The organism is Streptomyces sp. NPDC051320 (assembly GCF_040682175.1).
Classification (GTDB): Bacteria; Actinomycetota; Actinomycetes; order Streptomycetales; family Streptomycetaceae; genus Streptomyces.
Genome location: NZ_JBFBAL010000004.1, coordinates 402,988 through 424,018, shown reverse-complemented (window position 1 = coordinate 424,018; position 21,031 = coordinate 402,988). Strand labels below are relative to the sequence as shown.

Below are 21,031 nucleotides of genomic sequence, written 5' to 3'. Positions count from 1 at the left end.
ATGGCGCTCATCGCCCTCGCCGCAGACAAGGGTTCGCCCGGAGTCACCACGGCCGCCCTTGCCCTTGCCGCTGTCTGGCCCCGGCGGGCGCTGCTCGCCGAAGCCGATCCGGCGGGCGGGGACCTCGTCTACCGCACCACCGGTGCCAACGGCGGGCCGCTCAACCCCAACACCGGTCTGCTGTCCATCGCGGCGGCCGCCCGCCGCGGGCTGGTGGCCGATCAGCTCTGGGACCATGCGCAGCCCATGTCGGGCGGGCTCGAACTGCTCGTCGGTCTCGGTTCGGCCGAGCAGGCAGCCGGGCTCGCCGGGGTATGGCCGACGCTCGGGCACGCCTTCGCGACGCTGGGGGAGTCACCGCACGCGCCGGCCGACGTCATCGCCGACTGCGGGCGGATCGTCGGTGGGTCGCCGGCCATCGATCTGATGCCGCAGGCCGGCCTCGTACTGCTGGTTTCCCGCGCGGAGCCGGAGCACATCGCCCGCGTACGGGACAGGGCTGCCGCGCTCTCAGCCCAACTGCACGGTGGTCAGCGGGGGATGTCGCAGCTGGCCAGCCCGCTCATCGGGGTGCTGCTGGTCGTCGATGCAGGGGCTTCCGCCAAGCTCGCGCACCAGGTGAACGACATGCTGGTGGCCGCGCAGACCGGCGCCCGGGTCATCGGGACGATCGCGCACGACACCTCCGGCGCCGGGCTGCTGGCCGGGCGGGGTCGTGGGCGGCTCGACAAGTCCCTGCTGATCCGCAGTGCCCGTAAGGTCGCGGCCGACGTGTACCAGCAGTTCGGCGCGGCGTGGTCGCAGCCGAGCGCCGGGGCCGGTCGATGAGCAGCGTCGTCGATCACAGCCTGGTCAAGCGGTTCCGGCAGGACGCCGGTGACCGGATCGCGGAACAGCGCCGTATCGACCAGGTCAGCAACACTCCGCCGATGTCGGGCGAGGACGAGCGGCAGTACGCCCGCGCCGTCATCGCCCAGATACTCGAGGAGTACGCGCGCGCCGAGATCAACGCCGGGCGCACCCCGTTCGACGCGGAAACCGAGGAGCAGTACGCGGCCGCGGTGCACGCGGCGCTCTTCGGCGTCGGGCGGCTCCAGCCGCTGTTGGACGACCCCGAAGTCGAGAACATCGACATCAACGGCTGTGACCAGGTCTTCGTCGGATACTCCGACGGGCGTGAGGCGCGGGTCGACCCGGTGGCCGAGACGGATGAGGAGCTCGTCGAGCTCATCCAGGTGCTGGGTGCGTACTCGGGTCTCTCGTCGCGACCGTTCGACTCCGCCAACCCGCAGTTGGACCTCCGGCTGCCCGACGGGTCCCGTCTCTCCGCGGTGATGGAAGTGGCGCGGCGGCCCGCGCTGTCCATCCGTCGTGCCCGGATGGGCAAGGTGTTCGTGGCCGACCTCGTCGGGAACGGCACGCTGACGCCGGAGCTGGCGCACTTCCTGGCCTGCGCCGTGCGGGCCCGTAAGAACATCATGATCGCCGGGGCCACCAACGCCGGTAAGACCACCCTGCTGCGGGCGCTCGCCAACGAGATCCCGCCGGTGGAGCGCCTGGTCACGGTGGAGCGCGCGCTGGAGCTCGGGCTCGACCAGTTTCCCGAACTGCACCCCAACGTGGTGGCGTTCGAGGAGCGGCTGCCCAACTCCGAGGGACTCGGGCAGATATCGATGGGCGAGCTGGTACGCCGGTCGCTGCGTATGAACCCCTCCCGCGTCATCGTCGGTGAGGTGCTCGGCGACGAGATCGTGACGATGCTGAACGCGATGTCGCAGGGTAACGACGGCTCGCTCTCCACGATCCACGCCAACAGCTCCAGCGAGGTCTTCAACCGTATTTCCACCTACGCGCTGCAGGCCACCGAGCGGCTGCCCATCGAGGCCAGCCAGATGCTCATCGCCGGAGCAGTCAACTTCGTCGTCTTCGTCCAGCGCCGCAACAACTTCGAGAGCGGCGGCCGGCTGCAGCGTGCTGTCACCTCGGTCCGTGAGGTGAACGGCGTGGACGGGCGGGTGCTTTCCAGCGAGGTCTTCGCCGAGACGCCCGACGGACGCGTCGTGCCGCACGCCCCGGTGGCATGCCTCGAAGAACTTGCCGCATACGGCTATCGCCCTTCCGGGGCCTGGGGGTGAAGGAGACCGAATGAATGGCATCTCCTCGTTGGGCGGGATCTTCGATCCGCAACTGCTGTACGCGCTCGGGTGCGGTGTCGCGGCGGGCGGCGGCCTCTCCCTGCTGATCCTCGCCATCCGGGGCATCGAACCCAAGCCCGGCCACGTGAAGGCCCAGCACGGCCAACGCCGCCGGGAACTCGTGCAGTTCATCGGCCGGCGCGGGTCGATCGCGGTCGGTGTCGGGCTGGTCGTGCTGCTGCTCACACGCTGGACCGTGGCCGGTGTCGCGGCCGGGCTGCTGGTGTTCTTCTGGGACCGCCTCTTCGGCGGCGCCGCGCAGGAAAAGGTCGCCATGCGCCGGGTCGAGGCGCTGGCCGGCTGGACCGAGTCACTGCGTGACACCATCGCCGGCGCGGTCGGCCTGGAACAGGCCATCCCGGCGTCCGCGCGCGCCGCGGCCCCCGCGCTGCGGGGGCATCTGGACGCCCTGGTCGACCGGCTCCGCTCACGGATGCCGCTGCCCGAAGCCCTCCAGCATCTCGCTGACGAGATCGACGACGCCTCCGCGGACATCATCGTGGCGGCGCTCATCCTCAACGCCAAGCTGCGCGGGCCCGGCCTGCGCCAGGTGCTCGGCGCGCTCGCCAAGTCGGCCCGTGAGGAGATCGACATGCGTCACCGGGTGATGGCCCAGCGGTCGTCGACCCGGCGCAGTGTGCAGATCGTGGTGGTCGTGTCGGTGGCGTTCGTTCTCGGACTCGCCGTCTTCAACCGGTCGTTCGTCCAGCCCTACAGCACGGCGACGGGCCAGGTCGTACTGGCCGGTGTCTGTGGTCTTTTCGCGCTCGGCTTCTGGTGGCTGCGCAAGCTGTCGGTGATCGAGACGCCGGAGCGTTTCCTGGTACGTGACGAGGTCGAGGTCCGGTTCGTACGGCCGGAGCCGGCCGCGCAGGCCGGCGCACAGTCCGGTGCGCATCCCGCACCGCAGGCCTCACCGTTCAACACGGGCCAGGGGGCACCGCGATGATCGACATTCTCACCGCACCGGTACTGATCGGGGCCGTACTCGGCCTCGGCGTTTTCGTCCTCGTACGCGCCCTGTCCCGCACCAAGCGATCCGCCGTCTCCCAGGTGCGGCGCATCGACGCGCTGCGGGCAGCGGGCACCGCGTACGAACGGCCGAGCGGCCAGTCCACCGACCACGACGCCGGGCGGTTCGGCTCGGTGCGTGCCCAGGTCGGTGCGCGGATCGCCGAGCTGTACATGCAGCAGGGCTGGGAGCAGCGCTCGCTCCGCTCCGACCTGGCGGTCCTGGACCGCGGCTGGGAACGGTTTCTGGCGACCAAGGTGCTGCTCGGCGTATCGGGTCTGATCTTCGGGCCGATGCTGTTCGCCATCGCCTGGGCCATCGGTTTCGGCAGCGGACCGATCATTCCGGTCTGGCTGGCGCTGGCCTTCGGGGCGCTCTTCTTCTTCCTGCCGGATCTGGAAGTACGCCGGGACGCGGCGGACAAGCGCAAGGATCTGCGGCGCGTCATCGGCGCCTACCTGGACCTGGTGTCGATGAACCTGGCCGGTGGCCGCGGTCTGCCCGAGGCGCTGATGGCGGCTGCCGAGGTGAGTGACGGGTGGGCGCTGCGCCGGATCCGTAACGCACTCGCGGACGCCCGTATCACCGGCACCAGCCAGTGGCTCGCACTCGGCCGGCTGGGCGAGGAACTGGGCATCGAGGAACTGAAAGACTTGTCGTCGTCGCTGGCGCTCGTCGCCGACGACGGGGCGAAAGTCCGTGAGTCGCTGGCCTCCAGGGCCGAGACGATGCGGCACCGCGAAATGGCCGAGATCGAGGGAGCGGCAGGTGAGAAGTCACAGTCGATGCTCGTCGCCCAGCTGCTTCTCTGCGCTGGCTTCCTGGTCTTCCTGATCTATCCGGCCGCGATGCGCGTCTTCCAGGTCTGATCCCGCTACCCATTCTCCCGAGAGGAATTCACCCCATGTTCGGACGCCACTTCAGTCACCCGACTGTCGACTTCCTGATTACGTTCCTGCAGGCCCGCGTCGAGCGTGCCCGCTCCGAGGACACCGACCGCGGCGCCTCCGCCGTGGAGTGGGTCATCATCTCCGCCGTCGTGGTGGCGATCGTGGGCGTGGTCGCCGCGATCATCAACGCGGCGCTGAGCGACGGTGCCAACAAGGTCGGCAACTGCATCAAGGGCGCCAGCGCGAGCGGCACCTGCTGAGTCGCCGAAGCTGAGGCCGAAGCTGAGGCCGAAGCCGAGCCGGAATCGGAAGCCGAGTCTGAGGCGGCCTCGGGTCGAGGTCGGCGTCGGGTCGGGACCGGGGTCGGCGCCCGACGAGTCCACGTCGTCCCGCGTCACTGTCACTGAACGGGTATTGGTGCGTCAGAGGATCAGAGCGTTCGTACGCCGCAGGGTGGAGGCAGCCTCCACCCGCGGCGACTCCGGCATGACCGCGATCGAGTTCGTCTTCCTGACGCCGGTCCTTTTCTTCATGATCTTCGCGACAGTGCAGTTCGCGCTGTACTTCTTCGCCGACCACGTGGCCCAGGCCGCCGCCCAGGCGGGGGCGCGCAAGGCACGGGCCGAGGCGGACGCGAACCCCGGTGGCTGGCGCGGTGATGCGGGAGACGTCGTGGACAGCTACATCCAGCAGCTCGGCTCGAAGCTGGTGCTGCATCCGGCCGTGACCATGCTCAATCCGGACCCGGACACCGTCGGCGTGGAGATCGCCGCGAAGGTGCCCAGCGTCTTCCCCGGTCTCGATCTCACGGTGCACGCTCAGTCGCGGGGGCCGGTCGAGCGGTTCGTGGAGGACAAGTGACGGCGGCGCTGCGGATACGGGACTTCCTGCGTCACCGAGGCGGCGGAGGCGACCGGGGTCTGTCCACCATCGAAGTGGTCATCCTCGCGCCCATCATGATCCTCTTCATTCTGGTACTGGTGGGCTTCGGCCAACTGGTCGAGGGCCGCGGAGCCGTGGACAGTGCGGCACGCGACGCCGCCCGGGCCGGCTCCATCCAGAAGGACGGCTCGGTGGCGATGTCCGAGGCCCGCAGGGCGGCCGAGGCAGACCTGACCGATGTCTGCTCCGGTCCCGTGACGGTGACCGCCAACGGCTTCGTCAAGGGCGGCTTCTTCACCGTCGATGTGAGCTGCCAGATCCGCGGGCTCGCCATGCTCGGGCTGAACATCCCGACCACCCTCAAGGGCCACTCCACCTCGCCGATCGACCCGTACCGGAGGACCCAGTGAGCGCGGTGACCGGGTTGGCGGGCTGGATCGAGTCCCGCCGGGCAAGGCTCGACGACCGGGGCTCGGGAGCCGCCGCCGTCATCATCTTCGCCTTCGTGTTCCTGGCGCTCGCCGCCTTCGTGGTCGACGGCGGCCTGTCCATCTCCCAGCGCGAACGCGCAGCGGACATCGCCGAACAGGCTGCCCGGTACGCGGCCCAGGACATCGACACCGAGGCCCTGTACGGCAACTCCGGCGGCGCTGCGCCGATCAAGTACCAGGACTGCGATGCCCGGGTGCACGCCTTCGCCGTCGAAATGGGCATGAGCGCCGCGGACATCGCGGGCTCGCACTGCACCGCGGCCAACGCCCAACGGGTCGAGGTGACGGTCCAGCTCACGTACGAGCCGATCCTGACCGGCATGTTCTACAGCAGCTCGATCACCGTGCACGGGTCGTCGGTCGCCGAGTCCGTCACCGGCTGACATGTTTTCGGCAGGTGGACACAGGCTTTCGCGGAACCACAGGGCGTGGACGGCACGGGCCAACTCTCAGTACCCGCGCCACGACCGCTCCAGATCCACTAGCTCCACGTCCCGGCGTATGGCCGCGGCCCCAGCCCTGAGGGGCACGCGCAGAGGTAATGCCCGCCACGCTTGACTCGTCCTTGGCGTGAGCCATACCTGGCCCAGGAGTCATCTGCGTATCTTTGTTCGGTTGTCATGTGCGCGGTTGTATACGGGGGTGGGGATCGTGTCGGATCTGGCGAAGGATGCTGCGTCGATGGCGAAGGGGTCGGCGGGGTTGCGGGGGGCGCCGCATCACACGGCGAAGCCGTTGCATGATTTCAAGGCGGCTTCGCATGATCTGTCGGCGTTGGGGGCGCTGGGTTCGTTGTTGAAGGCCACCGGGGACATCCGCGACGGCATGAACACTCTGTCCGCTCTGACGGAGAGCCTGAGCGAGGAGTGGAACGCGGAGGCGAAGCTGCTCGGTGAGGTGTCCGACGCGTTCGATCTGCTGGATGTGTTGCTGAGTGCGGCTGCCCGCGGCAAGAAGGGCTGAGCACGGTGGTTGATCTCAATCCGCTGCACTGGATCAGCAAGGCCAACCATGCCTTCGGGTCGACCATGGCCAGTGGCCTGGAGTTCCTCGGTATCACCGACCCGGCCGTCGATCCGGACGGGGTCCGGGAGATCGCGAAGCACTGGCGGGCCCTGGCCAAGGGTCTCGACGAGGCCGGCCATGCCGCAGAGCTGGCCCTGGCGGACGTGACCTGGGAAGGGGAGACCGCCAAAGCCTTTTCCAAGCGGGCGCGGACGATGCGCAAGCACGCCACCGATATGGCGCACTCGTTGCGGGATGGTGCGACCGCGCTGGACAAGTTCGCGGATGAGGCGCATGAGCTGATCACGCAGATCGGTGTGATGCTCGCGGAGATCGCCGAGTTCGAGATCGCCGGCCTCGCCCTGTCCGTGTTGACCGCGGGTATGTCGGAGGTGGCCTCCACCCTGGTGGCCGGCGAGCGCGCGCTGAAGGTCATCGCGCTCGTGGCGCGGATCGAGGAGGAAGGCGGCGCGCTGGGCAGCACGGTGCGCACCGTGATGGAGGCGGTCCGTAACGTCGAGCGGGCGCTGAAGGCTCTCAAGGACATCAAGACCGTCGCGAAGGTCGGGAAACTCGCTGGTGAGGGCATGAAGTTCACCGCGTTCACGACCGCGCTGGAGGATCCCGGCGCGTTCAAGGACCCGGGGAAGCTCGCCAAGCTCCTCACCGAAGGTGCCGTTGCCGGTGTCGGTCTGGGGTTCCTCGGCAAAGCCCTCGGCAAGGGGCTCAAGGCTCTCAAGCCCGGCGAACTCGGCGACCTCGCGAAGGCGTTGAAACTCAACGGGTCCGGGCTGTCCCGGCTGAAGCTGCGGCCCTCGGAGTGGGAGAAGCTCCCCGCCTCCATCCGCAACATGTTCAAGGAGTGCAAGCTCGACCCGATCGACGTCGCCACGGGTGACATGCTCCTGCCGCAGACCGATGTCCAGCTCCCCGGCACCCTCCCGCTGATCCTTCAGCGCACCCACCTCTCCTCCTACCGGTGGGGCGGCTGGTTCGGACCCTCCTGGGCGTCCACCCTTGACCAGCGCGTTCAGGTCGACGATGAGGGGATCATCTACACGACCCCCGACGGCGCCCGCCTCGTCTATTCGGTTCCTGCCCATGACCCCCAGGAACCGGTGTACCCGGACACGGGCTCACGCCTCGCGCTGACCTGGGACACCGAGACCGACGGCGGGCTGCGTATCACCGACCCGGACACCGGGCTCGCCTACCTCTTCCACACCCCGCAGCCGACCGACGACGGCCAGGCCATCGATCTGCCCCTGCAGGCCATCGTCGACCGCAACAACCAGCGCATCACCCTGCACTACACCAACGACGGGATCCCCACCCACGTCACGCACACCGGCGGCTACCGCATCGCCCTCGACCACCACCCCACCCAGCCCCGCATCACCGCCCTGCGCCTCCTCGACCCCCAGCACCCCGACGCACCCGGCACGACCCTGCTCACCTACGGATACAACGACGACGGTCACCTCACCGACGTCACCAACTCCTCCGGCCTGCCCCTGCGCTTCACCTACGACACCGAAGGCCGCATCACCTCCTGGACCGACCGCAACCACACCACCTACGCCTACACCTACGACCCACGCGGACGTGTCATCCGCACCGACGGCACCGGCGGCTACCTCTCCGGCACCCTCACCTACGACGACACCACCCACACCACCACCGTCACCAACTCCCTCGGCCACACCACCCACTACGAGCACAACGACGCCTACCGCCTCATCCGCGAAACCAACCCGCTCGGCCACACCACCCACCAACAATGGGACACCGACCACCAACTGACCGCCGTCACCGACCCACTCGGCCACACCACCCACTACACCTACAACGAACACGGACGCGTCGCATCGGCCACCCGCCCGGACGGACTCGTAGCGAGTGTCGAGTACAACGCGCTCGGCCAACCCAGGGCGGTCACCGCACCCGGCGGTGCATCCTGGTTCCACGAGTACGACGATCGCGGTAACCCCACTGCGATCACGGATCCGGCCGGTTCCACCACGGTCTACACCCACAACGGAGCAGGCCACCTGACGTCGATCACTGACGCCTTCGGCCACACGACCCGCATACGCTCCAACCGAGCCGGACTTCCCGTCGAAGTCATCGATCCCCTCAACGCGGCCACGCGGTACGCGCGGAACGCCCATGGCCTCCCCATTGTCGTCACAGACCCTCTCGGCCGTATGACGCGTCTGGAGTGGACGCTCGAAGGCAAGCCTCTGCGCCGTATCGCCGCTGACGGTTCCAGCGAGTCATGGGCCTATGACGGCGAGGGCAACTGCACCGGGCACACCGATGTGAGAGGCGAGGTGTCCCGTTTCGAGTACACGCACTTCGATCTGCTCGCAGCCCGCACTGGTCCCGATGGTGTGCGTCAGGAGTTCAGCCATGACACGGAGCTTCGACTCACCCAGGTAACCAACCCGCAGGCGCTGACGTGGAAGTACCAGTACGACCCCGTCGGCCGCATAGCGTCCGAAACGGATTTCGATGGCCGCACCCTTACGTATGAACGCGACGCGGCCGGGCGTCTGAGCCACCGAACCAACGGTGTCGGTGAGACCGTCCGGTACGAGCGGAACGCTCTCGGCCGGACCACGCTCAAGGAGGCAGCGGGTGGCATCACTACTTTCGAGTACAACCACTCGGACGCGCTCACCTTGGCAACTGGCCCTGACGCCACCGTGTCATTCGAACGCGGTCCCATGGGGCGTCTTGTCAGTGAAATGGTCAATGGGAGGAAGCTGTCCTTCGAGTACGACGAACTGGGCCGCCGGGTACACCGCACAACGCCGAGCGGCGCGGCCAGCGAGTGGTCCTACGACGAAGCCGGCCGCCGAACGGAGCTGACCACTTCAGGGCGCAGTATTGCCTTTGCGTACGACGCCGCCGGGCAGGAAGTCTCCCGCCATCTCCATGCCGGGCTTGCGCTGAACCACACGTTCGACGAACTGGGGCGCCTGACCACCCAGCGGGTGGCATGCTCAGACGTAAACGTCCTCCTGCGCAGCTTTACCTATCGCGCCGACGGCTATCTGACCGGTGTCGATGACCAACTGACGGGGTCCCGGCGTTTCGATCTCGACTCGACGGGGCGGGTCACCGCAGTCCACGCCAACAACTGGACCGAGCGATATGCATACGATGATGCGGGCAACCAGACCTCCGCATCCTGGCCAACCACCCACGCCGGCGCAGAGGCTGTAGGGGAGCGAGAATACGCAGGCACGCGCATCGCTCGGGCGGGCAGTGTCCGGTACGAACATGACGCCCAGGGGCGCATCGTGCTTCGTCAGAAAACGCGCCTGTCACGCAAACCCGATACCTGGCGCTACACCTGGGACGCGGAGGACCACCTGATATCGGTGGTCACCCCGGACGGCTCTGTCTGGCGCTACCTGTATGACCCCCTGGGTCGCCGCGTCGCAAAGCAGCGCATGGGTGCGGACTGCGAGACCGTCGTCGAACGGGTCGATTTCACCTGGGACGGCTCAACTCTGTGCGAACAGACGACGACAACCATAGGGCTGTCGAACGACGTCATTTTGACATGGGACCACAACAACTGGCAGCCGCTCGCACAGACCGAACGAATGATGTCGGACTGTCAGGAGTTGATCGACGAACGCTTCTTCGCGATCATCACCGACCTGGTCGGTGCACCGAGTGAACTCATCGACGAACAAGGAAAAACTGCCTGGCGTACGAGGACCACTCTGTGGGGCACCACTAGTTGGAACTCTGACGCAGGGGCCTACACACCGCTCCGGTTCCCTGGCCAGTACTACGACCCCGAAACAGGGCTCCACTACAACTATTTTCGCCATTACGACCCCGAGACCGCTCGTTACCTGACGGTCGACCCACTCGGCCTGGCTCCTGCGCCGAACCCCACTGCGTACGTACGCAACCCGCACGTGTGGTCCGACCCCCGCGGATTGGCGCCGTGCCTCACTGAAGCCAAAGCCAAGGCACTGCGAGACGCCGGAATCCCGGAAGGGACAGAACCGTTCGACGTCAACGAGTGGACCGAAGCCACAGCCCCTGCGTGGCAAGGCGGTAAGCGACTGCTGGGGCCGGACGGTAAACCCATTTACTACACCACAGAGTGGTACGAGACGCCCTCGGGAGATATCGTCGTTTTCCAGGACCACTGGTTCGGGCATCAAGAGCCAGGGACCCCGGGCCATCAGCCGGCCCATGTGCATGTGCGGCCGTATGAAAACGATCGCAACGGTCAGATACCGGGGTGCGAGGAGCATTACTACTATGACTTGGGTTGATTTCGTCAGAAATCCGGAAGTCCTGAGCTCTCTCTTCGTGGGTTCGGTGCCGCCACTGGATGAGCTTCGTCTCAGATCCATCAATGTGAGCTATATTGGCCCATCCGTTACCCTCAGGGTCGATCTGCCGCAGCCCCTCTCCACCCATCCGCCGGAATGGGCAGAAGAGGAGTTCGACACCCTGCAGTGCCACCTAGCCTTTCAGGCGGTGGAGGAAATCGTCTTGGACCAGTGGACCCCTCCGGAATTCTGCAAAATCGAGATCGCTCCTCGTGCCGATTACCGGATGCACGTCGAAGTCACGGGCGGGCGCCTGCGGCTTTCGTTTGACGGAAGCCAGGACATTCTCGTGAACCATGTCAGTGCGTTCAAGATGAACGGTGACGGTTCCGACAGCGGACGACACCAGTATGCTCGAAAGATCGACAAGCGGATGTACGATTCAACGCCCGCCGTTCATGAAACGAGCTTCTATGGATAAAAACGGATGGCCGACATTCCTGTCCGACCCCAGCGATATCTTTGAGCTGTATGATCGCCCGCCTGCTCTGGGTAGCTGTGATCTTTTCTATGTTCATATCGATGAGCGCGAAACGAGCATCACCTTCGGCTTTGAGACCAGGCAACCGCCCTCACGTCCCAAACAAAAATGGAAGGAGAAGGAATTCAATTCCATCAACTTCTTCCTCTATTTTACCGGAACTTCTCAGTTGCGCATCAACGGATGGGGATGCCCTGGTCAAAAGAACGTTGATATCCTGCGGGGGGACGAAGGTGGCATGAACGTTCGAGTCTCCAGCGATGGCAGCCATATCGAGTTCAGAGCCGAATCGGCTTCGATCGCGCATGTTCGCGCTTTTCTAGCAGCTTCAGGCTCATAAGCCTGGCCTCTGCGGTCCACGTGTGTTCTACCCGGGGTGGGGTCGGCGCGTGGGTCCGCCTGTAGCAGCGCTGACGCAGCTACGGCGTGTCGATGTAGGTGACCGGGGGCGCGGTCAGCGGTTGACGGCCTGGATTTCCTGGACGTTCATGTCCTGGGTGGTCTCGAAGGTGCCGTCGGGGAGATCGCCGCCGGTGCCGCCGAAGCCCTTCCAGGAGATCTTCCAGGTGATGGAGGCTTTGAGCTGGTAGGGGCTGCCGTTCGTGGCGTGCAGGTAGGTGATGCCGCACGGCGGGGTCTGGTCGGCGTCGCCCGGCTTGTACGGGGTGCCGATCGAGCCGTCCTTGTTGAAGGTGCAGGTGCCTGACGCGGGGGAGGTCTCGGCGTCCGACGTGCCGGGGTCGAGGTGGAGGCTGACCGGCTTGGCGGTGGTCTCGGCCCAGAGACCCGTGTGGGGGAGCGCGGCGCGGACCACGACGTCCTTGAAGGTGCCCTTGTCGAGCCAGATCCAGGTGGGGAGGTTGACGGTGGACTTGGTTTCCGGCTTCAGCTCGATCTTGGTTTCCGGGACCTTGACCTGGTTGTAGGCGTAGTCGGCGAGCATTTTTGGGGTGGGTGCGTGTGGGATCTTCGGAACCTGGTCGGCATCCTGCCAGAACATGATGCGGCCGCATTGCCAGGAGTCCGGGTCGGATTCGTCCGGTGCGACGCTCCGCCAGAAGTAGCCGTCCTTGCCGGTGTTGTACCTCTTGTAACCGGGGGCGGTGGACGAGGCGTCGTCCATGTTGGTTTCGGCCTTGCCATCCCGGTAGTGGTCGGTCCAGAGGCCTGTGCCGGCCCAGTACTCGTGGATGCCGACGTCACCGTCACCGCCGGACGATTTCACGAAGCTTTTGAGGCCTTCGGGTGTGAAGACCGGTTCGTACCAGCAGGCCGGCGGCTTCCAGTTGGGATCGATCGAGGCGAGGTTGCCCTTTTTGCCACTGCCGCCCCCGCCCTTGGGATACGTGATCACGATCTGTGAGTGGGTGGCGGAGGCATTGAGGTTGCCGTGGTCGTCGGAGCCGCCCTTGGTGCCTCCCCCGCCGATCGCCTGTGCAGAACCCGGAAGGAGGGCTATCGCGGTAAGTGAGGTGACTGCGAACATTGCTGATCTGTGCAGCACCCTCACGAGGTGCACCCGCCCCTCTTCGAGTCGACGGAAACGGTCTGCCACACACCCTTGTCGCTCTTCTGCAGGGTGGCCGTGTAAAACACCTCAGGATCCGTACCTGCGGGATTACCTTCCGTTTTCCCGGTCTTGCGGTTCTTGGAGTACGCCTTGCTCTCGTCCATGCAGTAACTGAGCGTTGCCCGGCTCTTGTTGCTGCCGAGGAGTGTGGCCTTGGCGTCAAAGACCGGGGCCTTGCCGATAACCGTTAGATCTTTGTCGGTGTACGTCTTGATCCATTTCCGGTCTTGGGAGAGACCGGCGTCGGTGTCGTAGAAGACCAGGTAGGAGGCATGGGGATCGTTCGCGGTGATCGCCGCGTATCCCGCCCTGACCTGCTCCTTTCCGTCATCGAGCACGGCTTGCTCGTCGGAGTCGTCGCTGGTCCATCCCTGGAAGTTCAATTGGAAGGACTTCGGGATCTCGATCTTCGGACGTGCGGCATCCGATGACGTGGAAGCGGATGCTGTCGGAGTCTTCGAGGGAGCATCGTCCGCGCCCTTGATCTTGTCCGACGAGGAGTCGTCGCTGCCGCCCCCGCAAGCGGTCAGCAGCAAGCCCGCGCTGAGGGCAAGAGCGGCGGCGGTGATCGGAGTGCGGCGAGCCACGTGTGTTCTCCCCCGGTGTGTGGCCGATAATCGGCAGTCCTGAAAATGGGCAACTGATAACGAAGCTATCAGCAGCATGTAAAGGGCGCAGGGGGGCGGTTAGCGGATTTCGTGCGGCGTGTGGGAAACGTGTCCGCCTCGTGGTGAACGTGGCGTTCCGGACAGGTGGTTGCCGAGCATCGCCGGACGCACGTTTTCGATGCCGTCCCGGGATCAAATGGGGCGTAGGTCAACAGACCGCCTGTACCGGACCCGTTGAGGACCTCGGGCCCTGTCTGTCCTTCGACACCGTCCGTACCATCTCAGTAGGCTCAGCACACCCCCGACAACGCCCGACACCCGCTCCCTTCACACAGGACATCCGCCATGGCGCGCACCAATCCCGGCTCGACGGGCGGCCCGAGGAATCGGACGCCACAACCTCTGCCCCGCCGACGTACCGCCGGAGACTTCGGCAAAGCGTTCTTCGCGTTGCTCGCGCTCGTGGGGCTGTTGCTCGCGGTGCCGCTGGCGCTGTCGACACAGGGCTGGCCGCTGCCGCACAGCATGCCGTCGATCGACATGGTGCAGCAGCAGATCACCGTCGAGACGTTCGTGAACATCCTGGTCGTCGTGGTCTGGGTGGCCTGGGCGCAGTTCGCCGCATGCGTGCTCGTCGAGATCAAGGCGGCCCTGTCCGGGGTCGGGATGCCCTCGCGCATCCCCGGCGCGGGCCCGAGTCAGATGCTGGCCCGGCAACTGATCGCCGCGCTGCTGCTGGTGAGCGCCACCGCCGCGAGTTTCGCGCCCGGGATCGGCCAGTTGGGGCACGCGCTGGAGTCGACGCACAAGCCGACGGTGGCCGCCGCCCAACAGGCGCCCGGTGTCGGGTCCGTGCACCAGGTACAGGCGGCGATGGCGCAGCAGGCGGAGGCACAGGCGGAGCAGGCCAGTGTGCACACCGGCCCGAGCGCCGACGGGGCGACGAAGTTCTACCGGATCAATCCGCCCGAGGGGCGCCATCACGATTCGCTGTGGGAGATCGCCCAGCGGCATCTCGGCGACGGCCGCAGGTACAAGGAGATCTACCAGCTCAACAAGGACCGGACGCAGCCGGACGGTACGAAGCTGTCCGAGGCCAGTCTGATCCGGCCCGGCTGGATCATGGAGATGCCGGCCGACGCGCATGGGGGCGAGGTCGTGGAGATGCCCGACCAGGCTCCCCAGATCTCCGAGTCCCTGCAGCATCAGATTTCCGAGTACGCGAAGTCCGGCGACCACCAGCAGCCCGCCCAGCAGGGCGGTGGCAGCCGGGTGGACAATCCCACCGCGCAGATCTCGCTACCGGAACAGCGGCTGCCGAACGCGCCGCTCGGCGACTCCGGCGCGGTCGCCGAGGCGCCCTCGCAGAGCTCCGACTCCGGGTTCGGGCTGTCTGCCGCGCTGATCGGCGCTCCGCTGCTCGCGGCCGGTGTGCTCGGCGCGCTCGGCCGTCGGCGCCGGATGGCGCTGTGGCAGTCGGCGATGACGGCGGTGGCCGGACGGCGCGGTATGGAGCCGCCGGTTCCCACCGGTGACGAGGCCGATGTGCACGACGCGCTGCTGGTGGGTGCGGACCCCGACGCCGTACGGTTCCTGGACCTGGCGCTGCGCGGGCTGTCCGCATCGCTCGCCGACGAGAACCGTCCGCTGCCCGTGGTGTACGCGGGCTGGCTCACCGACGGGGATCTGCATCTCCAGCTCGCCCAGCCCGCGGGGCAGCCGCCGGCGCCCTGGGAACTGGGCCAGGACCAGACGTTCTGGCGTCTGGAGCGGTCGGCGGTCTCGGCGTACGAGGGGGTGGACCCGGAGACCGCGGCGGCGCCGTATCCGGGGCTGGTCAGTCTCGGTACGCGGGACGACGCCCGACTGCTGCTCAACCTCGAGGCGGTGCCCGGCCTGGTCGCGCTGGGCGGCCCCGCGGGGCAGCGCGCCGCGGTGCTCTCCTCGGTCGCGGCCGAGCTGGCCACCAACGGCTGGTCGGACCGGATGACGGTCACCGTCGTCGGCTTCGGAGCGGACCTCAGCCCGCTGGCACCGACCCGGCTGCGTCATCTCCCGTCGGTCGACGAGCTCATCGAGACGCTCGGCGTGGAGATCGGGCAGCGGCGCGGGGCGCTCGGTGCGGCGGGCCACGACTCGGTGCTCACCGGGCGGATGGGCCCGGCCCAGCAGACCCGCTGGGCGCCGCACCTGGTGCTGATCGCCGAGCAGCCGACCGCCGAGGAGGCCACGGCGCTCGCCGAGCTGACGGCCGACTCGGGCCGGTTGGGCATCGGCTGCCTGGTCGGTACCGCGTCCGGGGAGCAACTGCCCGGCGCCACTTGGGACCTGGAGATCACCGAAGGCGGCACCCTGCTGGCTCCGCTGCTCGGCCTCGAACTCGCCGCGCAGCTGCTGCCGCAGCCGCAGCACGAAGCGGTGGTACGGCTCTTCGCCGACGCCGATCCGTCGGGCGACGGGCCCGAGCCGGCCCGTCCCTTCCTGGTCGACATCTCCGAGCAGGGGCGCCCCGCGGTGTATGCCAGGCTGGTCGGCCCGTACGAGATCATCGGCTTGGACACCCCGGACAGCGAGCGCAGCGTGCTGCTGCACGAGGCGCTGGCGCTGCTGCTGCTGCACCGGGAGGGTGTGCACCCCCGGGTGCTGGCCTCGGCCATGTGGCCGCGCGGGGTCACCCCCGAGGTGTGTGACGCGCTCATCGAGCGGCTGCGGGTGTGGCTGGGCACCGACGAGGACGGCTCGGCCCGGCTCCGTACGGACGAGACCGGGCGGCTCACCCTGGCCCGCTCGGTGGTGTCCGACCTGGACGTGCTGCGCTCGCTCCATCACGAGGCGACGGAGGGGCGCGGCGCGCGGCGCGCGTCGGTGCGGGAGCGGTTGCTGACGGATGCGCTGGGTCTGGTGCGGGGGCCGTTGCTGGCCGACCGCACGGAGGGGCGCTACACCTGGCTGACCCACGAGATCATCGACACCCAACTTCCCTTGCTGGTGGCGGACGTCGCGCTGGCTCTGTCCGCGCACCACCTGGAGCAGGAGCAGCCGGAGAAGGCCATTGCCGCGCTGAACGCGGCGGTGGCGGGGTCCTCGGCGGACGAGCGGTTGTGGAACGAGCTGCTCCGGGCCACCCACGCGACCCATGACGAGTCGCGGCTGCGGGAACTGGCGGCGGACCTGGCGGCACGAAGCGGGGCGCGGGGCCTGCCGCCGCGGACCGAGGCGCTGCTGGACGAGTTGTTGCCGGGGTGGCGGGACGGGGTCGCGGCGGCGGGGTGAGGTTCCCGGGGGCGGGGTGAGGCTCGCCGGGCGCGGGCCATTCGGGGCTCCGCCCCGGACCCCGGTCCTCAATCGCCGGACGGGCCTGGAAGGCGGTGTCGGACGCCGGCCGGGCCGCAGCAGAGCTCGGAAGGCGACCTCAAGCGTCTGCCGGGTTTGGAAGGCGGCCTCAAGCGTCTGCCGGGCTCGAATGGTGGCCCTGGACGCCGGCCGGGCTGGAGCCGGGCCCGAAGAGTGGCCTCGAACGCCGGCCGGGCTGGAAGTGGCCAGGCGCGACGAGGCAGGTGCCGCGGGTGCGGGGGTGCGGGGGTGCGGTGCGGGGGTGCGCGGGTGCGGGGGCGCAGCCGGCCGGGCTGGGCGCCGCCGACGGCTTCGGCGGCTGGCGTAGGCTGGATCGGTCGTCAGTAGCCCCTTGGGAAGGACCCGCCCGGTGACCGAGAACGCCGACCTCACGTCGGTAAATGTCGCAGCCGTCCTCGACCGCGCCGCCGCCGGTGGTCGCATCACCCCCGAGGAGGCGCTGGTCCTCTACCGGTCGGCCCCGCTGCACGCGCTGGGCTCCGCGGCCGACGCCGTGCGGCGGCGACGGTACGCCGGGACCGAGCACATCGCGACGTACATCATCGAGCGCAACATCAACTACACGAACCTCTGCGTGACGGCGTGCAAGTTCTGTGCGTTCTATGCCGCCCCGAAGGACACCGAGAAGGGCTGGACCCGCGACCTCGACGACATCCTGCGCCGCTGCGCGGAGACCGTCGAGCTCGGTGGCACGCAGATCATGTTCCAGGGCGGGCACCACCCGGACTTCGGCGTGGAGTACTACGAGGAGCACTTCTCGGCGATCAAGAAGGCGTTCCCGCAGCTGGTCATCCACTCCCTGGGTGCCTCCGAGGTCGAGCACATGGCGCGGATCTCGAAGGTGTCGGTGGAAGAGGCCATCACGCGGATCCACGCCGCGGGTCTCGACTCGTTCGCCGGTGCCGGCGCCGAGCTGCTGCCCGCGCGGCCGCGCACGGCGATCGCCCCGCTCAAGGAGTCCGGTGAGCGCTGGCTGGAGATCATGGAGGCGGCGCACGGACTGGGCGTGGAGTCGACGTCCACCATGCTGATGGGCACCGGCGAGACCAACGCCGAGCGGATCGAGCACCTGCGGATGATCCGTGACGTACAGGACCGGACGGGCGGCTTCCGCGCGTTCATCCCGTACACCTACCAGCCGGAGAACAACCACCTGAAGGGCCGCACTCAGGCGACGCTCTTCGAGTACCTGCGGATGATCGCCATCGCCCGGCTGTTCCTCGACAACGTGGCGCACATCCAGGGTTCCTGGCTGACCACCGGCAAGGAGGTCGGCCAGCTGTCGCTGCACTACGGCGCGGACGACCTGGGCTCGATCATGCTGGAGGAGAACGTGGTCTCGTCGGCCGGCGCCAAGCACCGGTCGAACCGGATGGAGATCATCGATCTGATCCGCAAGTCCGGCCGCGTCCCCGCGCAGCGGGCCACCACCTACGAGCACCTCGTGGTCCACGACGACCCGGCGAACGACCCGGTCGACGACCGCGTCGTCTCGCACATCTCCTCCACCGCGATCGAGGGCGGCACCGCGCACCCAGAGCTGAAGCTGCTCAGCGCCAACTGAGGTTCCGAGGCTTTGTTGCTGACCATCCACCGGGCGGGCGCGGAAGCGGTCGTCGTCGACGGCGACCGCGTCGCCGCGCTCGGCCGGTACGAGGAGCTAGCTGCGGGGTACGGGGAGCGGGCCAGGCTCCGGGAGTGGGACGGGGTGCTGACCCCGGGCCGGTACGAACCGGACGCGCCCGCGCTGCTGGAGTCCTGCTACTGGCCCGACCCCCGCGAGGACCTCGGCTCCGACCCGCTGACCGGCGACGCACCGGCCGCGCTCGGGATGACCGAGGCGCGGTGGGGCGCGAGCGCCCGGCGCGGGCTGCAGCGGCTGCTGGCGGCGGGGACGACCGCGGTCGCCGGCCCGTTCGGCCGGCCTTCGGTGCGTACCGCCGTGGAGCGGTCCGGCGTACCGGTACTTTCCGCACCGCGGCCGCTGACCGTCTCGGGGCGCGCCGACTTCGCGGTGCTGGGCGATGACGGCGTCTGCCTGGTGACCTGCATCGGCGGCCGGCTGCTGTACCGGGCGCGCTGACGGCCGCCGGGTCGGGGGACGGCACGCGGTCAACGGTATGGCCCGTGCCCATCACTTCGGGTGACGGTACCTTCGTATAGGGGATCGCACTCCGTCCCTCCGTTCACACTTGCTTCATGGGAGCAGTCATGGCTATCGCACGCCGGACGGAACAGGCCACCGAGGACAACTGGATGTTCCCGCCCCCCGAGGGGTGGGCCTTCGAGCAGGTGACGGATCTCGAGCTGCCCTTCGACTGGGAACTCGTGGACGGAGTGATCGTGGCCCGTGGGCAGACCAAGGTGTGGCACAACCGGGTGCGCGACAGCATCGCGCGCCGCCTGGAAGATGCACGGACCAATCCGTACGCGGTGCTCACCGAGCAGTGCGTGCTGGTGGATCGGTACAACGCACCTCGCCCCGACGTGATCGTTTATGACCCCACCGGACTGAATGTCTTCGAGCTGGAGTGCATCCCGGTGACCAAGGTCGCTCTGGCGGTCGAGGTGGTCTCTCCCGGGTCCCGGCAGGACGACCGGGTACGCAAGCCCGCGCTCTTCGCGGAGGCCAAGATTCCGTACTCCTGGCGGGCCGAACTGGGCGCCGACGACGGGCTGAGCATCCACGAGTACTGGCTGCATCATGAGCGGCACGAGTACATTCCCGCCGTCACCCACCCGGTGCACACCAAGCGGCTGGTCACGGAGCAGCCGTTCGCCGTCGAGTTCGATCTGTCCGCTCTGCTCGAACTCTGAGCACCTGCGGCGGTGGGCCGGCACACCTGACGCGCCGACGCCACCCCGTGCCCGCCCCGGGGGGCCCGCACGACACAATGGCCGGGTGACCCGAGCATCCCTGGACAAGCAGCCGCACGAAGTCGCCTCGATGTTCGACGACGTGGCGGCGAACTACGACCTCACCAATGATGTGCTGTCCCTCGGGCAGACGCGGCTGTGGCGCAAGGAGGTCGCCAAGGCGGTCGGCGCCCGGCCCGCGCAGAAGATCCTCGACCTGGCTGCGGGCACCGCCACCTCGTCGCTGCCCTTCGCGCAGGCCGGGGCGTATGTCGTGCCCTGCGACTTCTCGATCGGCATGCTCAAGGTCGGCAAGGTGCGGCACCCGCATCTGCCGCTGACCGCGGGCGACGCGACGAAGCTGCCGTTCCGCGACGACATGTTCGACGCGGTGACGATCTCCTTCGGGCTGCGCAACGTCCAGGAGACCGACGCGGCGCTGCGCGAGCTGTACCGGGTCACCAAGCCCGGCGGCCGGGTGGTGATCTGCGAGTTCTCGCAGCCGACCTGGGCTCCGTTCCGCACCGTCTACACCGAGTACCTGATGCGCGCGCTGCCGCCGGTGGCCACCGCGGTGTCGTCCAACCCCGACGCGTACGTCTATCTCGCCGAGTCGATCCGAGCCTGGCCCGACCAGCCGGCGCTCGCCGCGCGTCTTCAGCAGGCCGGCTGGGCGGATGTCGCCTGGCGCAACCTGACCGGTGGGGTGGTGGCCCTGCACCGGGGGTTCAAGCGGGCCGCTTGACCGGACCTGTCAGCCGCCCGACCGGACCCGCTTGACCGGACCCGTCAGAGGTCGAGCCGGAAGCAGTACCCGGTCACCTTCGACCCCGGCGTCGTGTAGGTCTCCACGTGCTTCATGCCGAGCCGCCGGGTGACCGCGATGGAACGTTCGTTGCGGGCGTCGACCATGGCGACCACCCGCTCGACGCCCGCCGCCCCGACCCGCTCCACCGTGGTGCGGGCAGCGGCGGTCGCATACCCGCGGCCCCAGTGGGCCCGGCTCAGCCGCCAGCCGATCTCGATCTCGCCGACCGGGCCGAAGGACTCGTGCGGCCAGGGCTGCGCGCCGGTGAAGCCGATCACCGCGTCGTCCTCGTCGAGCATCGTCCAGAGGCAGAAGCCGCGTTCGGCGTCGTGCTTGCGCTGCCGCGCCGTCAACTCCTCGTACACCGACAGCTCCGCCGCGGAACCGCCATGGAACTCCATGACGTCGGGGTCGGCGAAAACCCGGTGCCAGGCGAAGGCGTCCTCCTCGGTGGGGACACGCAGCCGGACCGTGGGCGCAGGCTCGTTCACTCGGTGCTCACCCTTCAGCTG

General features: G+C 68.0%; 20 protein-coding genes. 17 read left to right on the top strand and 3 right to left on the bottom strand.

The features are described from left to right. The 12 genes from AB0M87_RS12330 to AB0M87_RS12275 all read left to right on the top strand — a co-directional run bounded on the left by AB0M87_RS12330 (position 1) and on the right by AB0M87_RS12275 (position 11,663). Positions 1-828 (top strand): hypothetical protein, encoded by an 828-nt coding sequence (locus AB0M87_RS12330; protein WP_365851870.1) that lies wholly within the window; start codon positions 1-3, stop codon positions 826-828. Then, a complete protein-coding gene (locus tag AB0M87_RS12325; RefSeq protein WP_365851869.1) occupies positions 825-2,135 on the top strand; it encodes an ATPase, T2SS/T4P/T4SS family in 1,311 nt (436 codons plus the stop codon). The genes AB0M87_RS12330 and AB0M87_RS12325 overlap by 4 nt, the downstream gene beginning before the upstream one ends. Before the next feature lie 10 nt (positions 2,136-2,145). Beyond that, positions 2,146-3,144, top strand: coding sequence for a type II secretion system F family protein (locus tag AB0M87_RS12320; RefSeq protein WP_365851868.1), 999 nt, complete (start codon positions 2,146-2,148; stop codon positions 3,142-3,144). Next, on the top strand, positions 3,141-4,076 hold the full coding sequence (locus AB0M87_RS12315) for a type II secretion system F family protein (RefSeq protein ID WP_365851867.1): 936 nt from the start codon (positions 3,141-3,143) through the stop codon (positions 4,074-4,076). The genes AB0M87_RS12320 and AB0M87_RS12315 overlap by 4 nt, the downstream gene beginning before the upstream one ends. 35 nt (positions 4,077-4,111) lie before the next feature. Further along, the gene (locus AB0M87_RS12310; RefSeq protein ID WP_365851866.1) at positions 4,112-4,357 is read left to right on the top strand and encodes a hypothetical protein; all 246 of its coding nucleotides are present in this window, start codon (positions 4,112-4,114) and stop codon (positions 4,355-4,357) included. 157 nt (positions 4,358-4,514) lie between these two features. Beyond that, the gene (locus AB0M87_RS12305; RefSeq protein WP_365851865.1) at positions 4,515-4,958 is read left to right on the top strand and encodes a TadE family protein; all 444 of its coding nucleotides are present in this window, start codon (positions 4,515-4,517) and stop codon (positions 4,956-4,958) included. Then, a complete protein-coding gene (locus tag AB0M87_RS12300) occupies positions 4,955-5,389 on the top strand; it encodes a TadE/TadG family type IV pilus assembly protein (protein ID WP_365851864.1) in 435 nt (144 codons plus the stop codon). The genes AB0M87_RS12305 and AB0M87_RS12300 overlap by 4 nt, the downstream gene beginning before the upstream one ends. Continuing rightward, entirely contained in the window at positions 5,386-5,853 is a 468-nt protein-coding gene (locus tag AB0M87_RS12295) for a pilus assembly protein TadG-related protein (RefSeq protein WP_365851863.1), read from the top strand. The genes AB0M87_RS12300 and AB0M87_RS12295 overlap by 4 nt, the downstream gene beginning before the upstream one ends. Positions 5,854-6,121: 268 nt before the next feature. Then, on the top strand, positions 6,122-6,433 hold the full coding sequence (locus tag AB0M87_RS12290; RefSeq protein WP_365851862.1) for a hypothetical protein: 312 nt from the start codon (positions 6,122-6,124) through the stop codon (positions 6,431-6,433). 5 nt (positions 6,434-6,438) lie between these two features. Further along, complete coding sequence (locus AB0M87_RS12285; protein ID WP_365851861.1) at positions 6,439-10,782, top strand: DUF6531 domain-containing protein; 4,344 nt, start codon at positions 6,439-6,441, stop codon at positions 10,780-10,782. Continuing rightward, positions 10,769-11,263, top strand: coding sequence for an Imm50 family immunity protein (locus AB0M87_RS12280; protein WP_365851860.1), 495 nt, complete (start codon positions 10,769-10,771; stop codon positions 11,261-11,263). The genes AB0M87_RS12285 and AB0M87_RS12280 overlap by 14 nt, the downstream gene beginning before the upstream one ends. Then, positions 11,256-11,663 (top strand): Imm50 family immunity protein, encoded by a 408-nt coding sequence (locus AB0M87_RS12275; RefSeq protein WP_365851859.1) that lies wholly within the window; start codon positions 11,256-11,258, stop codon positions 11,661-11,663. Before AB0M87_RS12280 ends, AB0M87_RS12275 begins: the two co-directional genes overlap by 8 nt. A gap of 114 nt (positions 11,664-11,777) precedes the next feature. Here AB0M87_RS12275 and AB0M87_RS12270 read toward each other — a convergent pair whose 3' ends face one another. Next, positions 11,778-12,809 (bottom strand): hypothetical protein, encoded by a 1,032-nt coding sequence (locus AB0M87_RS12270; protein ID WP_365851858.1) that lies wholly within the window; start codon positions 12,807-12,809, stop codon positions 11,778-11,780. A 20-nt stretch (positions 12,810-12,829) separates the two neighbouring features. Beyond that, the gene (locus AB0M87_RS12265) at positions 12,830-13,480 is read right to left on the bottom strand and encodes a hypothetical protein (protein WP_365851857.1); all 651 of its coding nucleotides are present in this window, start codon (positions 13,478-13,480) and stop codon (positions 12,830-12,832) included. Between the two features lie 366 nt (positions 13,481-13,846). Here AB0M87_RS12265 and AB0M87_RS12260 point away from each other — a divergent pair, with 366 nt between their 5' ends. From AB0M87_RS12260 to AB0M87_RS12240, 5 genes are all read left to right on the top strand, one after another. Then, the gene (locus AB0M87_RS12260) at positions 13,847-16,774 is read left to right on the top strand and encodes a BTAD domain-containing putative transcriptional regulator (RefSeq protein ID WP_365851856.1); all 2,928 of its coding nucleotides are present in this window, start codon (positions 13,847-13,849) and stop codon (positions 16,772-16,774) included. A gap of 430 nt (positions 16,775-17,204) precedes the next feature. Beyond that, on the top strand, positions 17,205-18,419 hold the full coding sequence (gene mqnC / locus AB0M87_RS12255; protein WP_365851855.1) for a cyclic dehypoxanthinyl futalosine synthase: 1,215 nt from the start codon (positions 17,205-17,207) through the stop codon (positions 18,417-18,419). Positions 18,420-18,434: 15 nt separating this feature from the next. Then, the gene (locus AB0M87_RS12250) at positions 18,435-18,938 is read left to right on the top strand and encodes a hypothetical protein (protein WP_365851964.1); all 504 of its coding nucleotides are present in this window, start codon (positions 18,435-18,437) and stop codon (positions 18,936-18,938) included. 128 nt (positions 18,939-19,066) lie between these two features. Further along, positions 19,067-19,672 (top strand): Uma2 family endonuclease, encoded by a 606-nt coding sequence (locus AB0M87_RS12245; RefSeq protein ID WP_365851854.1) that lies wholly within the window; start codon positions 19,067-19,069, stop codon positions 19,670-19,672. A gap of 85 nt (positions 19,673-19,757) precedes the next feature. Then, positions 19,758-20,456: a demethylmenaquinone methyltransferase gene (locus AB0M87_RS12240; protein WP_365851853.1), complete on the top strand. Its 699-nt coding sequence runs from the start codon at positions 19,758-19,760 to the stop codon at positions 20,454-20,456. 44 nt (positions 20,457-20,500) lie between these two features. Here the strand turns inward: AB0M87_RS12240 and AB0M87_RS12235 are convergent, their stop codons facing one another. Beyond that, positions 20,501-21,010 carry a GNAT family N-acetyltransferase gene (locus tag AB0M87_RS12235; RefSeq protein ID WP_365851852.1) on the bottom strand — a complete coding sequence of 170 codons (510 nt, stop codon included), beginning with the start codon at positions 21,008-21,010 and terminating at the stop codon, positions 20,501-20,503. Between the last annotated feature and the right edge of the window lie 21 nt (positions 21,011-21,031).